This is a genomic window from Salmonella sp. SAL4457 (assembly GCF_046548235.1).
Taxonomy (GTDB): Bacteria; Pseudomonadota; Gammaproteobacteria; order Enterobacterales; family Enterobacteriaceae; genus Salmonella; species Salmonella enterica.
Window position 1 is genome coordinate 1,391,817 of sequence record NZ_JBGDZO010000001.1, and the last position, 17,714, is coordinate 1,409,530.

Genomic DNA, 17,714 nt, shown 5'->3' on the forward strand with positions numbered 1-17,714 from the left:
TGAAACCCTGCCTGTCTGAATGTTATAAGCGCGAGAGCGCATTATCCTGCAGCGGCCGCGCAACATAATGTCCCGGCCCGACCAACTGTAATGAAACGGCGGGCGTCTCTTCGCCACGTTTATGAATATTGCTGGGTATATCATCTGATAGCAGAACGCGCCGCGGCCGGTGTCTGGAGGGATCAGCAACCGGCACCGCCGCCATCAATTTACGCGTATAAGGATGCTGCGGATTTTCAAAAACGGCGCGCCGCGGCCCCATTTCAACAATTTGACCAAGATACATCACCGCCACGCGATGGCTAATTCGCTCCACGACCGCCATATCATGCGAAATAAACAGGTAGGCGATCCCCATTTCCCGTTGTAAATCAAGCAGTAAATTAATAATCTGTCCGCGAACGGAAACATCCAGCGCGGAGACCGCCTCATCAGCAATAATCACTTTAGGATTCAATGCCAGCGCGCGAGCTATGCAGATGCGCTGACGTTGACCGCCGGAAAACTCATGCGGATAACGCCAGGCATGTTCAGGACGTAATCCGACACGCTCAAGCAACCAGGCCACGCGCTTTGCCGCAGCGTCCCCCTGCCCCAGGCCATGAATCCGTAAAGGTTCCATAATGGAATACCCCACGGTCTGGCGCGGGTCGAGCGAGGCGTAAGGGTCCTGGAAAATACATTGAATATCGCGGCGCAACGGCTGGAGTTTACCCGCAGACAGCGTGTCAATACGCTGGCCGTTAAAGATAATCTCCCCCTGCCGGGATTCAACCAACCGCAGCAGCGCGCGTCCGGTCGTCGATTTTCCGCTACCGGACTCGCCCACCAGCGATAGCGTTTCGCCCGGCCAGAGATCGAAACTGATATTCTCAACGGCATGAACTTCACGCGTAATGCGGTTAAAGAGACCGCTACGCAGCGGGAATCGCGTCACCAGCCCCCGAACCTGAAGAATAGGCTCGCCTTCCACCACCGTGTCTTGCTCAATCTGCGATTCATAAAGGGCCGGTTCGTCAGCGGAAATCAACGGGAAACGGCGTGGCAGCGAGTGGCCGCGCATCGCGCCAAGCTGAGGGACGGCGGCCAGCAACGTTTGGGTATAAGGATGCGTCGGCGCATGGAAAATCTGCTCTACGCTGCCGGTTTCCACGGCCTCGCCTTGATACATCACCAGCACGCGATCGGCAATATCCGCCACGACGCCCATGTCGTGGGTGATAAAAATCACGCCCATCGACATCTCTTGCTGCAACACTTTGATAAGTTGCAGAATTTGCGCCTGGATAGTGACATCCAGCGCCGTGGTGGGTTCATCGGCAATCAATACCGCCGGACGGCAGGATAGCGCCATCGCGATCATGACTCGCTGGCGCATCCCGCCGGAAAGCTGATGCGGATAACGCGATAAAATCGCCTGCGACTCCGGGATCCGTACCTGATCGAGCATACGTTTCGCTTCCGCCAGCGCCTCTTCGTGGCTGGCGCCCTGATGCAAACGAATAGATTCGGCAATTTGCTCGCCAACGGTAAATACCGGGTTGAGCGAGGTCATTGGCTCCTGGAAAATCATGGCGATATCCGCGCCGCGCACACGCCGCATCTGCGCGTCACTCTGCTCAGACAGCTCAATCACCTGGCGATTACGCCGACGCAACAGCATTTCGCCGCAGCGCACGTTCGCGCCCGACTGCTCAATCAGCCGCATTAACGCCAGCGCCGTCACCGATTTTCCCGAGCCCGACTCGCCGACAATCGCCAGAGTCTCTCCACGCTTCAGGCGTAATGACACATTACGCACGGCGTCTACCTGTTGCCCTTCGTGGTGAAACGCGATATTCAGGCCACTGACGGACAGAACATCGCGGCTATCCAGTTCATCGCTGTGCGGCACCTGCGGCTCCTTATTCCCGGTAAATTCCTGTGGTAGGCGTATCCCCGGCATATCCCCAGGCGCGATACATCCCTTCGCTGTTAAACGGCAACGCGACATTACCTTCGTGATCAACGGCGATTAATCCACCGCTGCCGCCCAGCGCCGGTAATTTTTCCATCACCACGCGCTCACAGGCGTCGGCAAGGCTGAGTCCGCCATATTCCATCAATGCGGCGATATCGTAAGCCGCGAGCGTGCGAATAAAGACCTCTCCCGTTCCGGTACAGGAAACGGCGACGCTGGCGTTGTTGGCATAACACCCGGCGCCGACCAGCGGGCTGTCGCCGACGCGCCCGGGCAATTTATTGGTCATCCCGCCGGTAGACGTTGCCGCCGCCAGATTGCCGAATTTATCCCGCGCCACCGCGCCGACTGTACCCATTTTTTTCGTTTCGTCCAGCGGCGCGCCGCTGTGATCGAGCGCCATTTCGCCCGCCGCACGCGCCGCCAGCAATTGCTCGTAACGCGCCGGGGTGGAAAAGATATCCGGCGAAACGCGCGCCATCCCCTGTGAAAAGGCAAAGTTTTCCGCCCCTTCCCCCACCATGAGTACATGCGGGCTGCGCTCCATCACCAGCCTGGCGGCGAGCACAGGATGGCGAACATGACTCACGCCCGCGACGGCTCCGGCTTTCAGGGTATTGCCGTCCATCACGCAGGCATCCAGTTCATGAGTCCCGTCTCGGGTATAGACCGCGCCGATACCCGCATTGAAGAGCGGACACGCTTCCAGCAGACGCACCGCTTCCGTCACTACATCAAGCGCGCTGTCACCCGCTTCCAGCATCTTTTGCCCGCTTTCAACAATCTCTGACAACGCCTGGATATAGCGTAGCTCCTGCTCATGGCTCATTTGCGCGCGAGCAATCGCGCCTGCGCCGCCGTGAATCGCAATCACTGCTTTATTCATTTTTAGGGTCCATTACGGTGGCACACAACTTTTACTATAACTATCAGAATTGTTGTGAGTTATTCATTCGATTTTTGAATATAGAAAGATGCGTAAGGTATGTAAAGGCGCAAGGCCGTCTCTAAGACCGAGGTAGCATACTGCCCGCCACTGTTTTCTGACATAATAGCCGGATTCGATTTTGCCTCGCAGGAGTATGTTCATGGAATTTTCCGCCGGATTAATGCCGCTTGAAACGGCGCTGACCCAGATGCTTTCACGTATAACCCCGCTCACCGCTGTAGAAACGTTGCCGCTGGTGAACTGCTTTGGCCGCATCCTGGCGACCGATATCGTTTCTCCCCTCGATGTCCCCGGCTTTGATAATTCAGCTATGGATGGTTATGCGGTACGTATGGCGGATTTGTCCGCCGATAAGCCGCTGCCCGTCGCCGGCAAAGCATTTGCCGGTCAGCCTTACCAGGGAGAGTGGCCTGCGGGCACCTGCATTCGCATTATGACCGGCGCCCCGGTGCCGACAGGTTGCGAGGCGGTAGTTATGCAAGAGCAGACGGAACAAACCGATGACGGCGTGCGTTTTACCGCCGATGTTCGTTGCGGACAAAACATCCGCCGCCGCGGCGAGGATATTCGCCAGGATGCGGTGGTCTTTCCGGCCGGTACGCGCCTGACTACTGCCGAACTGCCGGTGCTGGCGTCGCTGGGAATTGCCGATGCGCAGGTTGTACGTAAAGTGCGCGTAGCGCTGTTCTCGACCGGCGACGAGCTCCAGCTTCCGGGCCAGCCGCTGGAGGCGGGACAAATTTATGACACTAACCGTCTAACTATACATTTGATGCTGCAACAGCTTGGCTGCGAAGTGATCAATTTAGGCATTATTCCTGACGATCCTGGTAAGCTTCGCGCCGCATTTATCGACGCCGACAGCCAGGCCGATGTAGTGATAAGCTCCGGCGGCGTCTCGGTTGGTGAAGCGGACTATACCAAAACCATCCTTGAGGAGCTGGGCGAAATCGCCTTCTGGAAGCTGGCTATCAAGCCAGGCAAACCGTTTGCCTTCGGCAAGCTCAGTAATAGCTGGTTCTGTGGCCTGCCGGGGAATCCAGTCTCTGCGGCGCTCACGTTTTATCAACTGGTTCAGCCCTTACTGGCGAAGCTTGGCGGCAATACGGCAAGCGCTGTGCCGCCGCGCCAGCGTGTACGCACAACATCTCGCCTGAAGAAAACGCCGGGGCGTCTCGATTTCCAGCGCGGCATCCTGCAACGTAGCGCCAACGGCGAACTGGAGGTCACGACCACCGGACACCAGGGTTCACATATTTTCAGCTCGTTTAGTCTGGGCAACTGCTTTATTGTGCTGGAGCGTGAACGCGGCAATGTTGAGCCGGGAGAATGGGTGGAAGTCGAGCCGTTTAATGCTCTGTTCGGAGGCCTGTAATGGCGGAACTTAGCGACCAGGAGATGCTGCGCTATAACCGACAAATTATTCTGCGCGGCTTCGATTTTGAAGGGCAGGAAGCGTTAAAAGATGCGCGGGTATTAGTGGTCGGGCTGGGCGGACTCGGCTGCGCGGCAACGCAGTATCTGGCCGGCGCTGGCGTCGGGCAACTGACGCTACTCGATTTTGATACCGTTTCCGTTTCCAATCTCCAGCGTCAAACCTTGCACAGCGACGCCACGGTCGGGCAGCCAAAGGTTAAGTCCGCCCGCGACGCGCTGGCGCGAATCAACCCGCATATTACCATTACGCCCGTTAACGCGCGGCTGGACGACGACGCTATGACCAGCCTGATTGCCGGGCATTCGCTGGTACTGGACTGTACTGATAACGTTAGCGTACGTAATCAACTTAACGCCGGATGCTATACCGCGAAAGTGCCGCTAATCTCCGGCGCGGCCATTCGTATGGAAGGACAAGTTACCGTCTTTACGTATCGGGAAAACGAACCCTGTTACCGCTGCCTGAGCCGTCTGTTTGGCGAAAACGCTCTGACCTGTGTAGAAGCTGGGGTGATGGCGCCGCTGATTGGCGTGATCGGTTCGCTACAGGCAATGGAGGCCATTAAGCTGCTGGCGCATTACGGTCAGCCTGCCAGCGGAAAAATCGTCATGTACGATGCGATGACCTGTCAGTTCCGCGAAATGAAGTTGATGCGTAACCCCGGCTGTGAAGTCTGCGGACAGTAGCCACTTTACGGATAAACATACCGAAGCACGGTTTATGGCCGTGCTGTATCAACAGATAATTACTGTCATCAGACGCAAAGGCAGCTTACCCAAGCTCCGACTGACGATCGGCTCAAGCAGCGCGGCATCATCTTAAACGCCATACCACAACCTCAAACCGTGATGTTGTACCTCATTTAACGCCTCTTTGTCAGAACCTCTCCATTCGTTGACGCACATCAAGATAACTTTCATTCGAAAGTAATTTAATCTTTATATGAAATAAGAGAGGCCGTTTATGATCTTCAATATTCAGCGCTATTCTACCCACGATGGCCCCGGTATCCGTACCGTAGTATTTCTCAAAGGCTGTTCGTTGGGCTGTCGCTGGTGCCAGAACCCGGAAAGCCGCGCCCGCGCTCAGGATCTGTTATACGACGCGCGGCTGTGTCTCGAAGGATGCGACCTGTGCGCGCAAGCCGCGCCGGACGTCATTGAGCGCGCGCTAAACGGCCTGCTCATCCATCGCGAGAAACTGACCGACGCCCATTTTTCAGTCCTGGCGCATTGCTGCCCCACACAGGCGTTAACCGTGTGCGGCGAAATAAAAAGCGTGGATGAGATCATGGCGACGGTACTGCGCGATAAACCTTTTTACGATCGCAGCGGCGGCGGTCTTACGCTTTCCGGCGGCGAACCGTTTATGCAGCCGGAACTGGCGGCAGAGCTGTTTAAAGCCAGCCATGACGCCGGTATTCATACAGCGGTTGAGACCTGTCTGCATGTTCCATGGAAATACATTGCGCCCTCACTGCCTTATATCGATCTGTTTCTGGCTGATTTGAAGCATGTCGCCGACGGGCCGTTTAAGCAGTGGACCGATGGCAGCGCCTCGCGGGTGCTGGAAAATCTCAGGAAACTCGCCGCCGCGGGCAAAAAAATGGTGATTCGCGTCCCGCTGATTCAGGGATTTAATGCCGATGAGGAGACCATTAAAGCCATTACCGACTTTGCCGCCGACGAACTGCACGTCGGGGAAATTCATTTTCTGCCCTACCACACGCTGGGCATCAATAAATACCACTTACTCAGTCAGCCCTATCATGCCCCGGATAAACCACTGGATGCGCCGGCGTTACTTGATTTTGCCCAGAAGTACGCCTGCCAAAAAGGTTTAACCGCGACCCTACGAGGATAATTATCATGACCCAACTGAAACTGGACACGCTCAGTGACCGCATTAAGGCGCACAAAACCGCGCTGGTACATATCGTGAAACCGCCGGTCTGTACCGAGCGCGCGCAGCATTATACCGAAATGTATCAGCAGCATCTGGATAAACCGATTCCGGTACGCCGCGCGCTGGCGCTGGCCCATCACCTGGCGGAACGCACTATCTGGATAAAACACGATGAACTGATCGTCGGCAACCAGGCAAGTGAAGTCCGCGCCGCGCCGATTTTCCCGGAATATACCGTCTCGTGGATTGAAAAAGAGATCGACGACCTGGCAGACCGGCCCGGCGCAGGTTTTTCCGTAAGTGAAGAAAACAAACGTATTCTGCACGACGTCTGTCCGTGGTGGCGCGGTCAAACCGTCCAGGATCGCTGCTACGGCATGTTTACCGATGAACAAAAAGGGCTTCTGGCGACTGGCATTATCAAAGCCGAAGGTAATATGACTTCCGGTGACGCGCACCTGGCGGTGAACTTCCCGCTGCTGCTGGAAAAAGGGCTTGATGGCCTGCGCGATAAAGTCGCCGAGCGCCGCTCACGCATCAACCTTACCGTGCTGGAAGATCTGCATGGCGAGCAGTTCCTGAAGGCGATTGATATTGTGCTGGATGCGGTAAGCCAGCACATCACGCGCTTTGCCGCGCTGGCGCGCCAGATGGCAGGCGAAGAGTCCCGTGAAAGCCGTCGTAAAGAGCTACTTACCATCGCCGAAAACTGCGAGGTGATCGCCCACCAACCGCCGCAGACCTTCTGGCAAGCACTGCAATTGTGCTACTTCATCCAGCTGATTCTACAAATTGAGTCTAACGGTCACTCGGTGTCATTTGGTCGTATGGACCAGTATCTTTACCCCTATTATCGTCGCGATGTCGAACTAAACCAGACGCTGGATCGTGAGCACGCCATTGAACTGCTGCACAGCTGCTGGCTGAAACTGCTGGAAGTAAACAAGATCCGCTCCGGTTCGCACTCTAAAGCCTCCGCGGGCAGCCCGCTGTATCAAAACGTCACCATTGGCGGTCAGAATCTCATCAACGGTCAGCCAATGGACGCAGTGAATCCACTGTCTTACGCCATTCTGGAGTCCTGCGGACGTCTGCGTTCTACCCAGCCCAACCTCAGTGTGCGTTATCACGCCGGAATGAGTAACGATTTCCTTGACGCCTGCGTCCAGGTCATCCGCTGCGGCTTTGGGATGCCGGCGTTTAACAATGATGAAATCGTCATCCCGGAATTTATCAAGTTGGGGATCGAACCGCAGGACGCTTACGATTACGCGGCGATCGGCTGTATCGAAACCGCCGTCGGCGGGAAATGGGGTTATCGCTGCACCGGCATGAGCTTTATTAACTTCGCCCGCGTCATGCTGGCGGCGCTGGAAGGCGGTCGCGACGCCACCAGCGGCAAGGTATTTCTGCCGCAGGAAAAGGCGCTCTCCGCAGGCAACTTTAACAATTTTGACGAAGTGATGGCCGCCTGGGATACCCAAATTCGCTACTACACGCGCAAATCGATCGAAATTGAGTATGTGGTCGACACCATGCTGGAAGAGAACGTCCACGATATTCTGTGCTCAGCGCTGGTAGACGACTGTATTGAACGCGCGAAGAGTATCAAGCAAGGCGGCGCAAAATATGACTGGGTATCCGGTCTGCAGGTCGGTATCGCCAACCTGGGCAACAGCCTCGCCGCCGTGAAAAAACTGGTCTTCGAACAGGGCGTTATCGGTCAACAGCAGCTTGCCGCCGCGCTGGCCGATGACTTTGACGGGCTGACCCATGAGCAGCTGCGCCAGCGTCTGATTAACGGCGCGCCGAAGTACGGTAACGACGATGACAGTGTCGATACCCTGCTGGCGCGCGCTTATCAGACCTATATTGATGAGCTGAAGCAATACCATAACCCGCGCTATGGTCGTGGCCCTGTGGGCGGCAACTATTACGCCGGTACGTCCTCTATCTCAGCAAACGTGCCATTTGGCGCCGCGACTATGGCTACCCCGGATGGTCGCAAAGCGCATACACCGCTGGCGGAAGGCGCAAGCCCTGCATCAGGTACGGATCATCTCGGCCCGACGGCGGTGATCGGTTCCGTAGGCAAATTACCTACCGGTTCCATTCTCGGCGGCGTGCTGCTCAATCAGAAACTGAACCCAACGACGCTGGAAAACGAATCCGACAAACAGAAACTGATGGTTCTGCTACGGACGTTCTTTGAGGTGCATAAAGGCTGGCATATTCAGTACAACATCGTGTCACGCGAAACGCTGCTGGATGCGAAAAAACATCCGGATCAGTACCGCGATCTGGTCGTGCGTGTGGCAGGCTACTCCGCCTTCTTCACCGCGCTGTCGCCGGATGCGCAGGACGATATCATCGCCCGTACCGAACATATGCTGTAATTTGCCCTGGCGCCATCGGCAATATGTCCGAACTGCCTGATGGCGCTACGCTTAACAGGCCTACGCAGGCCTGTTAATCAGAAGGGATCGGTGCCGTCAAGCACGGCCTGAATGACGTTGAGCGCGCCTTGATGGTTATTATCATCAGTGTGATAACGTGAAAGCGCTTTGATATTGTCTGCGGCATTGCCCATGGCAAAAGAGTAATGCGCCATTTTCAACATTTCCGCATCATTACCGCTGTCGCCAATGGCGACGACATTCTGTGGCGACCTGTTCCAGCGCTTTAACAGACGACTGATGCCATTCGCTTTATGCAGTCCCGGGATAATCAGGTCGATAAAACCGAAGCCACTGGTGACGGGCTTCATGATGCCATCCAGAGATACGTGCAGTTTGTCGATAACCAGCGGAATTTGTTCATCGGGCAAATTCAGGGAGAACTTAAACAGGATATCGTCAATGTCGTGATAATCGTTTACCGGCTGCAGGCGGTGATAATGTTTGGCCATCAGCGCCACGAAAGTCTCGGGAGCGTTTTTGCTGACATAAGCGCTTTTCAGACCGCAGGCGACGAAGTTAAGCTGCTTATCCTTCAGCAGTTCGCCAATCACAATCCGCGATTCATGCCGGGTTAGCTCCCCGTGAAACAACTGCTTGCCATGTTCATACACCAGCGCGCCATTTTCTGCGACAAAGGAAATTTCGTCTTTCAGCTCGGGGAAGAAGGAGATCAACTGGTAGTACTGATTACCGCTGGCGACCACAAATTCGATATTACGTTTTTTCAGTTCCTGGTATTGCGCCATGAAGCGTACACGATCGTACTGCTTGGCATCGTCGAGAAAAGTGCCGTCCATATCTGTAACGACAACGTTAACGGTCATACTTAAGCTCCTGGCTGTAACTGCGACCAGAAACATTTTAATAACAATGTGAGCAGAACCACAAATTTATTTCGAATGAAAAGTGGCTGAACGAAAGGAATAGCCGCATAAGACATTAAGGCGTCCTGGCCACCTTACGTTTTCCTCTCGCTTCTCTCCTTGTGCGCTCCTGCAATATTTTAAACTTGCATTAACCTTATTTTAACTTAAAGTATCAGATGTAACTAACTTTACTTTCGAACGAAAGATGATGAGGTTGATATGACGACTCCTTTTACCCACGAAACGCTGCCCGCCGGCCCAAAAGCGGCCATTCGTCAGATGAAGCAGGCGCTACGCGCGCAAATCGGCGACGTACAGGCGGTGTTCGACCGTTTGAGCGCCACCATAGCAGCCCGGGTGGCGGAAATTAACGATCTGAAGGCGCAGGGGCAGCCGGTATGGCCAATTATCCCTTTTAGCGAACTGGCGATGGGCAACATTAGCGATGCCACCCGCGCCGAGGTTAAGCGCCGCGGGTGCGCGGTGATTAAAGGTCATTTTCCACGCGAACAGGCGCTGGCATGGGACCAGTCGATGCTCGACTATCTGGACAAGAACCATTTTGACGAGGTGTATAAAGGACCGGGGGATAATTTTTTCGGTACGCTGAGCGCCTCCCGGCCTGAAATCTATCCTGTCTACTGGTCGCAGGCGCAAATGCAGGCCCGCCAAAGTGAAGAGATGGCGCTGGCGCAGTCGTTCCTCAACCGTCTGTGGCAGGTAGAGCACGACGGCAAGCGATGGTTTAATCCGGATATCAGCATCATTTACCCGGATCGCATCCGTCGCCGCCCGCCGGGCACCACATCCAAAGGACTGGGAGCGCATACCGACTCCGGCGCGCTGGAACGCTGGCTGCTGCCAGCCTATCAGCAGGTATTCGCCAGCGTGTTTAACGGCAACGTCGAGCAGTACGATCCGTGGAATGCGGCGCACCGTACCGACGTTGAAGAGTACACGGTGGATAACACCACAAAATGCTCGGTATTTCGCACCTTCCAGGGCTGGACCGCGCTCTCCGATATGCTGCCCGGTCAGGGGTTGCTTCATGTCGTCCCTATCCCGGAGGCGATGGCGTATATTCTGCTGCGCCCGCTGCTGGATGATGTCCCGGAAGATGAATTATGCGGCGTCGCGCCGGGCCGGGTGCTGCCGATTTCTGAACAGTGGCATCCTTTACTGATGGCGGCGTTAACCAGCATTCCGCCGCTGGAAGCCGGGGATTCCGTGTGGTGGCATTGCGATGTCATCCACTCCGTCGCCCCCGTCGAAAATCAGCAGGGCTGGGGCAATGTGATGTACATTCCTGCCGCGCCAATGTGTGAGAAAAATCTGGCCTATGCGCGTAAGGTGAAAGCGGCGCTGGAGACAGGCGCATCACCGGGCGATTTCCCGCGCGAGGACTATGAAACCACCTGGGAAGGGCGCTTCACGCTGCGCGATCTGAATATTCACGGCAAGCGGGCATTAGGTATGGACGTTTGACGGTCGTACCGCCCTTCCCGCTCACCTGCGGTGTGCCCTTTGCCTGGGCGCACCCGTCTTACCGAACCTACGGCCAGGATACGTAGGCCCGGTAAGCACAGCGCTACCGGGCGTCAGTGTTTAACTTTCAATCCCTTTACTACGCAAATAATCGTCGTAGTTGCCGCTGAAGTCCACCACGCGCTCCGGCGTAATTTCAATGACGCGGGTTGCCAGCGAGCTGACGAACTCACGGTCGTGCGAAACAAAGATCAGCGTGCCCTGATACAGCTCCAGCGCCATATTCAGCGATTCGATCGACTCCATATCCAGGTGGTTAGTCGGTTCGTCCATGATCAGGATATTCGGCTTTTGCATCATCAGTTTGCCGAACAGCATACGGCCCTTCTCGCCACCGGAGAGGACTTTCGCAGGCTTTTTGATATCATCCTGGCTAAATAACAGGCGGCCCAGAATACTGCGCACTGCCTGCTCGTCGTCGCCTTCCTGCTTCCACTGACTCATCCATTCAAACACCGTCAGGTCATTTTCGAATTCATATTCGTGGTCCTGCGCGTAGTAACCAATACGCGCGTTTTCCGACCATTTAACGGTGCCGTGATCGGCGTCCAGATCGCCAACCAGCGTCTTCAGCAGCGTAGATTTACCCACGCCATTGGTGCCGAGTACCGCCAGCTTCTCGCCGACTTCGAGCAGCAAATTGACATTTTTAAACAGCGGACCGTTATCAAAACCTTTCGTCAGCGCCTCCACTTCCAGAGCGTTACGGAACAGTTTTTTATCCTGCTCAAAACGGATGAACGGGTTCTGACGGCTGGAGGCTTTCACCTCTTCCAGCTTGATTTTATCAATCTGCCGCGCGCGCGACGTTGCCTGACGCGATTTAGAGGCATTGGCGCTAAAACGGCTAACAAAAGATTGCAGCTCGGCAATTTGCGCTTTTTTCTTCGCATTATCGGCCAACAGACGTTCACGCGCCTGGGTCGCCGCCGTCATATACTCATCATAGTTACCCGGATAGACGCGCAAGTCGCCGTAATCCAGATCCGCCATATGCGTACAAACCATGTTCAGGAAGTGACGGTCGTGCGAAATGATGATCATCGTGCTATCGCGCTCGTTCAGCACCTGCTCCAGCCAACGGATAGTATCAATATCCAGGTTGTTGGTCGGTTCGTCGAGCAACAGGATGTCCGGATTAGAGAATAACGCCTGCGCCAGCAGCACACGCAATTTCCAGCCTGGCGCGACTTCACTCATCAGACCGTAATGCTGCTCCAGCGGGATGCCCACCCCCAACAGCAGTTCGCCCGCGCGCGCCTCAGCGGAATAACCGTCCATCTCGCCGTATTTTACTTCCAGATCGGCGACTTTATAGCCGTCTTCTTCGCTCATTTCCGGCAAGGCGTAGATACGGTCGCGCTCCTGCTTGACTTCCCACAGTTCGCCATGCCCCATAATGACAGTATCAAGTACGGTGAATGTTTCAAAAGCGAACTGGTCCTGACGCAGCTTACCGATGCGCTCATTCGGATCGAGGGAAACATTGCCCAGCGTCGGCTCCAGGTCGCCGCCGAGGATTTTCATAAAAGTGGACTTTCCGCTACCGTTGGCGCCAATCAGGCCGTAACGGTTGCCGCCGCCAAATTTGACGGAAATGTTTTCGAACAGCGGCTTACTGCCGAACTGCATGGTAACGTTGCTGGAAACTAACACAGGCTTATCCTGAAAAAAGATGTGACAAACCGCTTATTATGCCACAAGTCTGAAATAAGATCGCGCCCTGTACAAAGGGCTACACTGAACCGTAAGGGAAAAAAACGTGATTTCGTACACATCTGAATTCCCTGTTTACTGGAATGCACCTATAATGCGCTCCCAACATGACAGAATTCTCAACCTACTAGCCTGCTTGGCACAGAATCTCGCATAACATGAATATGAAATTAACAACGCTTTTCGCGGCGGCTTTCGCTGTAGTTGGTTTTTGTAAAACAGCCTCAGCAGTCACTTACCCGCTGCCTACCGATGGTAGCCGTTTAATTGGGCAAAATCAGGTCATCACCGTTCCGGAGGGCAATACCCAGCCGCTGGAGTATTTTGCCGCGGAGTACCAGATGGGGCTCTCCAACATGCTGGAAGCCAACCCTGGCGTGGATACCTTCCTGCCGAAGGGCGGTACCGTGCTGAATATTCCGCAGCAGCTGATCCTGCCGGATACCGTACACGAAGGCATTATCATCAATAGCGCGGAAATGCGCCTCTATTACTACCCGAAAGGCACAAACACCGTTATCGTCCTGCCGATTGGGATCGGTCAGTTAGGTAAAGACACGCCTATCAACTGGACGACCAAAGTTGAACGTAAAAAAGCCGGTCCGACCTGGACGCCTACGGCAAAAATGCACGCTGAATATCGCGCCGCCGGCGAGCCGCTGCCTGCCGTCGTACCTGCGGGCCCGGATAACCCGATGGGCCTGTACGCGCTGTACATCGGTCGCCTGTATGCTATTCACGGCACCAACGCCAACTTCGGCATCGGGCTTCGCGTGAGCCACGGCTGCGTGCGTCTGCGCAACGACGATATCAAATTCCTGTTTGAAAATGTGCCGGTCGGTACCCGCGTGCAGTTTATCGATGAACCGGTAAAAGCCACCACCGAGCCGGACGGTAGCCGTTACATTGAGGTGCATAACCCGCTGTCAACGACGGAAGCGCAGTTTGAAGGTAAGGAAGCGGTGCCGATCACGCTTAATAAGAGTATCCTGGCCGTCACCAACGAGCCTGACGTTGATCAGACCGTCGTACAACAGGCAGTTCAGGATCGTTCCGGGATGCCGGTTCGTCTGAACTGACAGACTCTGCCTGCGAAGCCCGATAGACACTATCGGGCTTCTCTTACGGCATCAGTTGCAATAATCCATATCCCACCAGCGCCGCCCATGCCAGCATCGGCAGCGAATAGAAATGAAATCGCCACCAGATTCGGCGATCGTTCGCCATCCGTAAAGCAATAAGATTTGCCAGCGACCCCGGCAGCAGACCAAACCCGCCGATATTCACCGCCCACGCCAGCAACGTCGAGGCCGGTACATAGTTCAGCAGGAGAATGGTACTGGGCACATTACTGATAACCTGCGACAGGCCGATAGCGGTTAGCCAAAGCCCCAGGTGAGACAGTGCGCCAACCTGGTTGAAAACGCCCTGCAACGCCGGCAATTGCGTTAGCAGATGGACATCAATAAACATCGCCATAAATACCAGCAGCAGCGTCCAGTCCACGCTGACTATCACCCTGCGCGCCAGCACAATAAACCCAGCCGCCACCAACACCAGTCCCCATAACTCTTGCCTGAGCTCCAGCGCGGTAAGAAAAACGACATATAATGCCAGGCAACTCCACACCAGACGGGGCTGCCACTGCGGCGAACGCGTACCGGTATGATACTGTAACGCCCTACCCGGAAAACAAAACCAGCACAGGAGCAGTAACGTCAGCATCATCATGACGGCAAGCGGCGCCATTTGCCCGCTAAATTCAGCAAAGGTTAAGCCGGAGCGTCCCCACAACAGAATATTTTGCGGATTACCGACAGGCGTCAGCAGCGAACCGGCGTTCACCGCCAACGCTTCAAAAATAATCAATCGGTTGACCGGAATCGCGCACAGTTTTTTTAACGTTATCGTCAGCGGCACAACGATAAACAGCGCGACATCGTTTGTCAGAAAGGTCGACAGCGCCGCCGCAGCCAGCACCAGGAACATCGCCAGTTGCCGCTCGGTATGAAATCGGCGCGTCATCTTGCGTCCCAGCACATCAAAATAGCCGCTCAGCTCAACGCCTTTAGTGAGCAACATTAACCCACTGAGGGTAATAATGGTGTGCCAGTCAATCGCGCCAGGCCAGGCGCGGGGCGCAAAAGGAACAAACAGGCTTAACGCCATCCCCACAATGATCAACAACTGAAAAAAACGGTCACGCCGCAGCGCCCGTAAAAAGGCCAGACTCATTCTGCAGATGTTCCATGCTGTTGCGTGAAGGCCAAAAAGGCATCCAATGTCTCCTGGCTGACATGGTGTTCCATCCCTTCCGCATCACGACGCGCGATCTCCGGACTTACGCCTAATACCAGTAAAAAATTTTCGACAATTTGGTGCCGCTCGCGGCTTTCCTGCGCCAGCTTCTCCCCTTCCGGCGTCAGAAAAACGCCGCGCCAGGGGATCATTTGAATAAATCCTAACGATGCCAGGCGCTTAAGCATTTTGGCCACAGTTGGCTGGGAGACGCCGAGCCGAGCCGCCATATCCACCTGACGCGCTTCCCCTACCTCAATAATTAAATCGGAAATCAGCTCAACGTAATCGTCTATCAACTCACGGCGATGCGCCTCTCTGACCTGACGAAATCCTTCAACGTGTTCTTCTACGTTCACCAATTGCGTCACTTTTTTTGTTGTTGGCGTACCTGCGCGACGACCCATTTTGCTTCCTCGTTTCTGTGACGCGTTAACGCGTCAGCTGACAGAGCGCTCATTGTAAACCAGAGTTGTCCGGGCACAAAAAATTAACGTTTTAGCAATAGCTATAAAACATAGCCTGTGCTATATCTGTATGTAATGCAGACATCCCTCACGGATCGATGGGATAGAAACATCAGGAGGTTTATATGAACGAATTTAAGAGGTGTATACGCGTGTTCAGTCACTCTCCCTTTAAAGTCCGGTTAATGCTGCTCTCTATGTTGTGCGATATGATCAACGGCAAACCGGAACAGGATAACCCTTCCACGAAATAACGCGGCGGTGCGGTACGCCGCTTTATTTTGCATCCTCAACGGAAATGGCGCCCATTTCCCCTGTTTTTTTGTGGTTTTGCTATTCTCTTCGCAAAACATTTTCTTTCCGGCGGTTGACCTTCTTACCCGCACGCTCTATCTTCTGGCAGCCCTGAATATTTTGCGACTCGCCGTTGCGAACCCAATACCTTTTTTACGCATAATCAGGCAGGTAATGACCCTTCGCGCCAGGGTTAGCACATGGCGTTTTTGCAATAGTGGCATATGAATTCAACCCTTATCGATTCACTTCTCGCCCGTCGTCGGGCGGTAAGCCCGTGGGCGGGCCTCTACTTTTTACAGTCGCTGCTGATTAACCTCGCGCTCGGCTATCCCTTTAGCCTGCTTTATACCGCGGCGTTTACCTGCCTGTTGCTGTTGCTCTGGCGCTACCTGCCCCGCGGACAAAAAGCGCTGCTCGGCATCTGTTCGCTGGTAGCTGCTTGCTATTTTCCCTTTGGCCAGGCTTACGGCGCGCCGAACTTTAATACGCTGCTGGCGCTGCACTCCACCAATATGGAAGAGTCGAGCGAAATCCTGACCATCTTCCCGTGGTATAGCTACCTGACCGGACTTTTTATTTTTGCGCTGGGTATTATTGCGCTTCGCCGCCGAAAAGAAGAGGTCAAGCCGCGCTGGAATAGCCTCGACAGCCTGTGCCTGCTGATTAGCGTCGCGGCATTTTTCGTCGCGCCGGTACAAAATCTGGCGTGGGGCGGCGTTTTTAAGGTTATTGATACCGGCTATCCGGTTTTTCGCTTCGCCAAAGACGTTATCGTCAATAACAACGAAGTCATTGAAGAGCAGCACCGTATGGCGCAGCTATCCGGCATAAAAGATAGCTGGACGGTTACTGCGGTGAAACCCAGATATCACATCTATGTCGTGGTGATTGGTGAAAGCGCGCGACGGGATGCCATGGGCGCTTTCGGCGGCCACTGGGATAATACCCCCTTCGCCAGCCATGTGAATGGCGACTTCTTTATGGATTACATCGCCGCCAGCGGCTCAACGCAAAAATCGCTTGGTTTAACGCTCAATCGCGTGGTGGATAACAAACCGCAGTATCAGGATAACTTCGTCACGCTGGCTAACCGCGCCGGTTTTCAGACATGGTGGTTTTCCAATCAGGGGCAAATTGGCGAATACGACACGGCCATCGCCAGTATCGCCAAACGCGCCGATGAAGCGCATTTCCTGAAAAACGGCGATTTTGAAGCGGATCAAAATACTCGCGACGACGCGCTGTTAACCATGACGGCGCAGGTATTGGCGACAGAACGCACGCAACCGCAGTTGATTGTGTTGCATTTAATGGGATCGCATCCCCAGGCCTGCGACCGTACTCAGGGAAAATACGCGACGTTTGTCCAGTCGAAAGAGACGTCTTGTTATTTATACACCATGACGCAAACCGACGATTTGCTCCGTCAGCTCTATACTCAGCTTCGTCATAGCGGCGACAGTTTTTCGCTCGTCTATTTCTCCGATCACGGGCTGGCGTTTAAAGAGCGCGGCAAAGCGGTACAGTACCTGGCGCATGACGACAAATTCCAGCAAAACTTCCAGGTGCCGTTTATGGTGCTATCCAGCGACAGTAAAGCGCATCGGATCATTAAAGCTCGCCGTTCCGCGAACGATTTCCTGAGTTTTTTCTCGCAATGGACAGGAATTAGCGCTAAAGAGATCAAAAATCGCTATCGATTTATTTCGGAACAGAAAGCCGGGCCCGTTTATATCACCAATTTCAAATTACAGAAAGTGGACTATAACCATCTGGGCAGCGATATTTTTTCACTAAAATAATGCACGTTTCAG

The 17,714-nt window shown here is 54.5% G+C and carries 14 protein-coding genes; 8 read left to right on the forward strand and 6 right to left on the reverse strand.

Annotated features, from left to right (window positions below):
• Positions 1–22: 22 nt before the first annotated feature.
• Both gsiA and iaaA read right to left on the reverse strand, forming a co-directional pair.
• Entirely contained in the window at positions 23–1,894 is a 1,872-nt protein-coding gene (gene gsiA, locus ACLJNW_RS07070; RefSeq protein ID WP_001120589.1) for a glutathione ABC transporter ATP-binding protein GsiA, read from the reverse strand.
• Positions 1,895–1,904: 10 nt separating this feature from the next.
• Entirely contained in the window at positions 1,905–2,846 is a 942-nt protein-coding gene (gene iaaA, locus ACLJNW_RS07075) for a beta-aspartyl-peptidase (protein WP_001030503.1), read from the reverse strand.
• Positions 2,847–3,048: 202 nt separating this feature from the next.
• On the opposite strand from iaaA, the gene moeA reads away from it, so the two are divergent.
• The 4 genes from moeA to ACLJNW_RS07095 all read left to right on the forward strand — a co-directional run bounded on the left by moeA (position 3,049) and on the right by ACLJNW_RS07095 (position 8,648).
• Complete coding sequence (gene moeA / locus ACLJNW_RS07080) at positions 3,049–4,284, forward strand: molybdopterin molybdotransferase MoeA (RefSeq protein WP_000395782.1); 1,236 nt, start codon at positions 3,049–3,051, stop codon at positions 4,282–4,284.
• Positions 4,284–5,033: a molybdopterin-synthase adenylyltransferase MoeB gene (gene moeB, locus ACLJNW_RS07085; RefSeq protein WP_023204037.1), complete on the forward strand. Its 750-nt coding sequence runs from the start codon at positions 4,284–4,286 to the stop codon at positions 5,031–5,033. Before moeA ends, moeB begins: the two co-directional genes overlap by 1 nt.
• A 277-nt stretch (positions 5,034–5,310) precedes the next feature.
• Positions 5,311–6,210 carry a glycyl-radical enzyme activating protein gene (locus ACLJNW_RS07090; protein WP_000576954.1) on the forward strand — a complete coding sequence of 300 codons (900 nt, stop codon included), beginning with the start codon at positions 5,311–5,313 and terminating at the stop codon, positions 6,208–6,210.
• A 5-nt stretch (positions 6,211–6,215) separates the two neighbouring features.
• Positions 6,216–8,648 carry a glycyl radical protein gene (locus tag ACLJNW_RS07095; protein ID WP_000192661.1) on the forward strand — a complete coding sequence of 811 codons (2,433 nt, stop codon included), beginning with the start codon at positions 6,216–6,218 and terminating at the stop codon, positions 8,646–8,648.
• A 77-nt stretch (positions 8,649–8,725) separates the two neighbouring features.
• Here the strand turns inward: ACLJNW_RS07095 and ACLJNW_RS07100 are convergent, their stop codons facing one another.
• Entirely contained in the window at positions 8,726–9,535 is an 810-nt protein-coding gene (locus tag ACLJNW_RS07100; RefSeq protein WP_000217910.1) for a Cof-type HAD-IIB family hydrolase, read from the reverse strand.
• Positions 9,536–9,796: 261 nt separating this feature from the next.
• Between ACLJNW_RS07100 and ACLJNW_RS07105 the strand changes: the two genes are divergently transcribed.
• Positions 9,797–11,062 (forward strand): DUF1479 domain-containing protein, encoded by a 1,266-nt coding sequence (locus tag ACLJNW_RS07105; RefSeq protein WP_024154769.1) that lies wholly within the window; start codon positions 9,797–9,799, stop codon positions 11,060–11,062.
• A gap of 120 nt (positions 11,063–11,182) precedes the next feature.
• Here ACLJNW_RS07105 and ACLJNW_RS07110 read toward each other — a convergent pair whose 3' ends face one another.
• Positions 11,183–12,778: an ABC-F family ATPase gene (locus ACLJNW_RS07110; RefSeq protein ID WP_000961480.1), complete on the reverse strand. Its 1,596-nt coding sequence runs from the start codon at positions 12,776–12,778 to the stop codon at positions 11,183–11,185.
• Positions 12,779–12,996: 218 nt separating this feature from the next.
• Here ACLJNW_RS07110 and ldtB point away from each other — a divergent pair, with 218 nt between their 5' ends.
• Positions 12,997–13,917 (forward strand): L,D-transpeptidase, encoded by a 921-nt coding sequence (ldtB, locus tag ACLJNW_RS07115; protein ID WP_001056404.1) that lies wholly within the window; start codon positions 12,997–12,999, stop codon positions 13,915–13,917.
• Positions 13,918–13,960: 43 nt separating this feature from the next.
• Here ldtB and ACLJNW_RS07120 read toward each other — a convergent pair whose 3' ends face one another.
• Both ACLJNW_RS07120 and mntR read right to left on the reverse strand, forming a co-directional pair.
• Entirely contained in the window at positions 13,961–15,073 is a 1,113-nt protein-coding gene (locus ACLJNW_RS07120) for an anion transporter (protein WP_000050089.1), read from the reverse strand.
• On the reverse strand, positions 15,070–15,543 hold the full coding sequence (mntR, locus tag ACLJNW_RS07125) for a manganese-binding transcriptional regulator MntR (protein WP_000533542.1): 474 nt from the start codon (positions 15,541–15,543) through the stop codon (positions 15,070–15,072). Before mntR ends, ACLJNW_RS07120 begins: the two co-directional genes overlap by 4 nt.
• Positions 15,544–15,728: 185 nt before the next feature.
• On the opposite strand from mntR, the gene mntS reads away from it, so the two are divergent.
• Positions 15,729–15,857, forward strand: coding sequence for a manganase accumulation protein MntS (mntS, locus tag ACLJNW_RS07130; RefSeq protein ID WP_001001755.1), 129 nt, complete (start codon positions 15,729–15,731; stop codon positions 15,855–15,857).
• 264 nt (positions 15,858–16,121) lie between these two features.
• Positions 16,122–17,702, forward strand: coding sequence for a phosphoethanolamine transferase (locus ACLJNW_RS07135; protein ID WP_023204035.1), 1,581 nt, complete (start codon positions 16,122–16,124; stop codon positions 17,700–17,702).
• Positions 17,703–17,714: the final 12 nt, after the last annotated feature.

Excerpts from the sequence above, each read along its gene's own strand:
- ACLJNW_RS07095 (WP_000192661.1), top strand. The coding sequence starts at position 6,216 with ATGACCCAACTGAAACTGGACACGCTCAGTGACCGCATTAAGGCGCAC.
- iaaA (WP_001030503.1), bottom strand. The coding sequence starts at position 2,846 with ATGAATAAAGCAGTGATTGCGATTCACGGCGGCGCAGGCGCGATTGCT.
- ldtB (WP_001056404.1), top strand. The coding sequence starts at position 12,997 with ATGAATATGAAATTAACAACGCTTTTCGCGGCGGCTTTCGCTGTAGTT.
- moeB (WP_023204037.1), top strand. The coding sequence starts at position 4,284 with ATGGCGGAACTTAGCGACCAGGAGATGCTGCGCTATAACCGACAAATT.
- mntS (WP_001001755.1), top strand. The coding sequence starts at position 15,729 with ATGAACGAATTTAAGAGGTGTATACGCGTGTTCAGTCACTCTCCCTTT.
- moeA (WP_000395782.1), top strand. The coding sequence starts at position 3,049 with ATGGAATTTTCCGCCGGATTAATGCCGCTTGAAACGGCGCTGACCCAG.
- ACLJNW_RS07120 (WP_000050089.1), bottom strand. The coding sequence starts at position 15,073 with ATGAGTCTGGCCTTTTTACGGGCGCTGCGGCGTGACCGTTTTTTTCAG.
- ACLJNW_RS07135 (WP_023204035.1), top strand. The coding sequence starts at position 16,122 with ATGAATTCAACCCTTATCGATTCACTTCTCGCCCGTCGTCGGGCGGTA.
- ACLJNW_RS07100 (WP_000217910.1), bottom strand. The coding sequence starts at position 9,535 with ATGACCGTTAACGTTGTCGTTACAGATATGGACGGCACTTTTCTCGAC.
- ACLJNW_RS07090 (WP_000576954.1), top strand. The coding sequence starts at position 5,311 with ATGATCTTCAATATTCAGCGCTATTCTACCCACGATGGCCCCGGTATC.
- mntR (WP_000533542.1), bottom strand. The coding sequence starts at position 15,543 with ATGGGTCGTCGCGCAGGTACGCCAACAACAAAAAAAGTGACGCAATTG.
- ACLJNW_RS07105 (WP_024154769.1), top strand. The coding sequence starts at position 9,797 with ATGACGACTCCTTTTACCCACGAAACGCTGCCCGCCGGCCCAAAAGCG.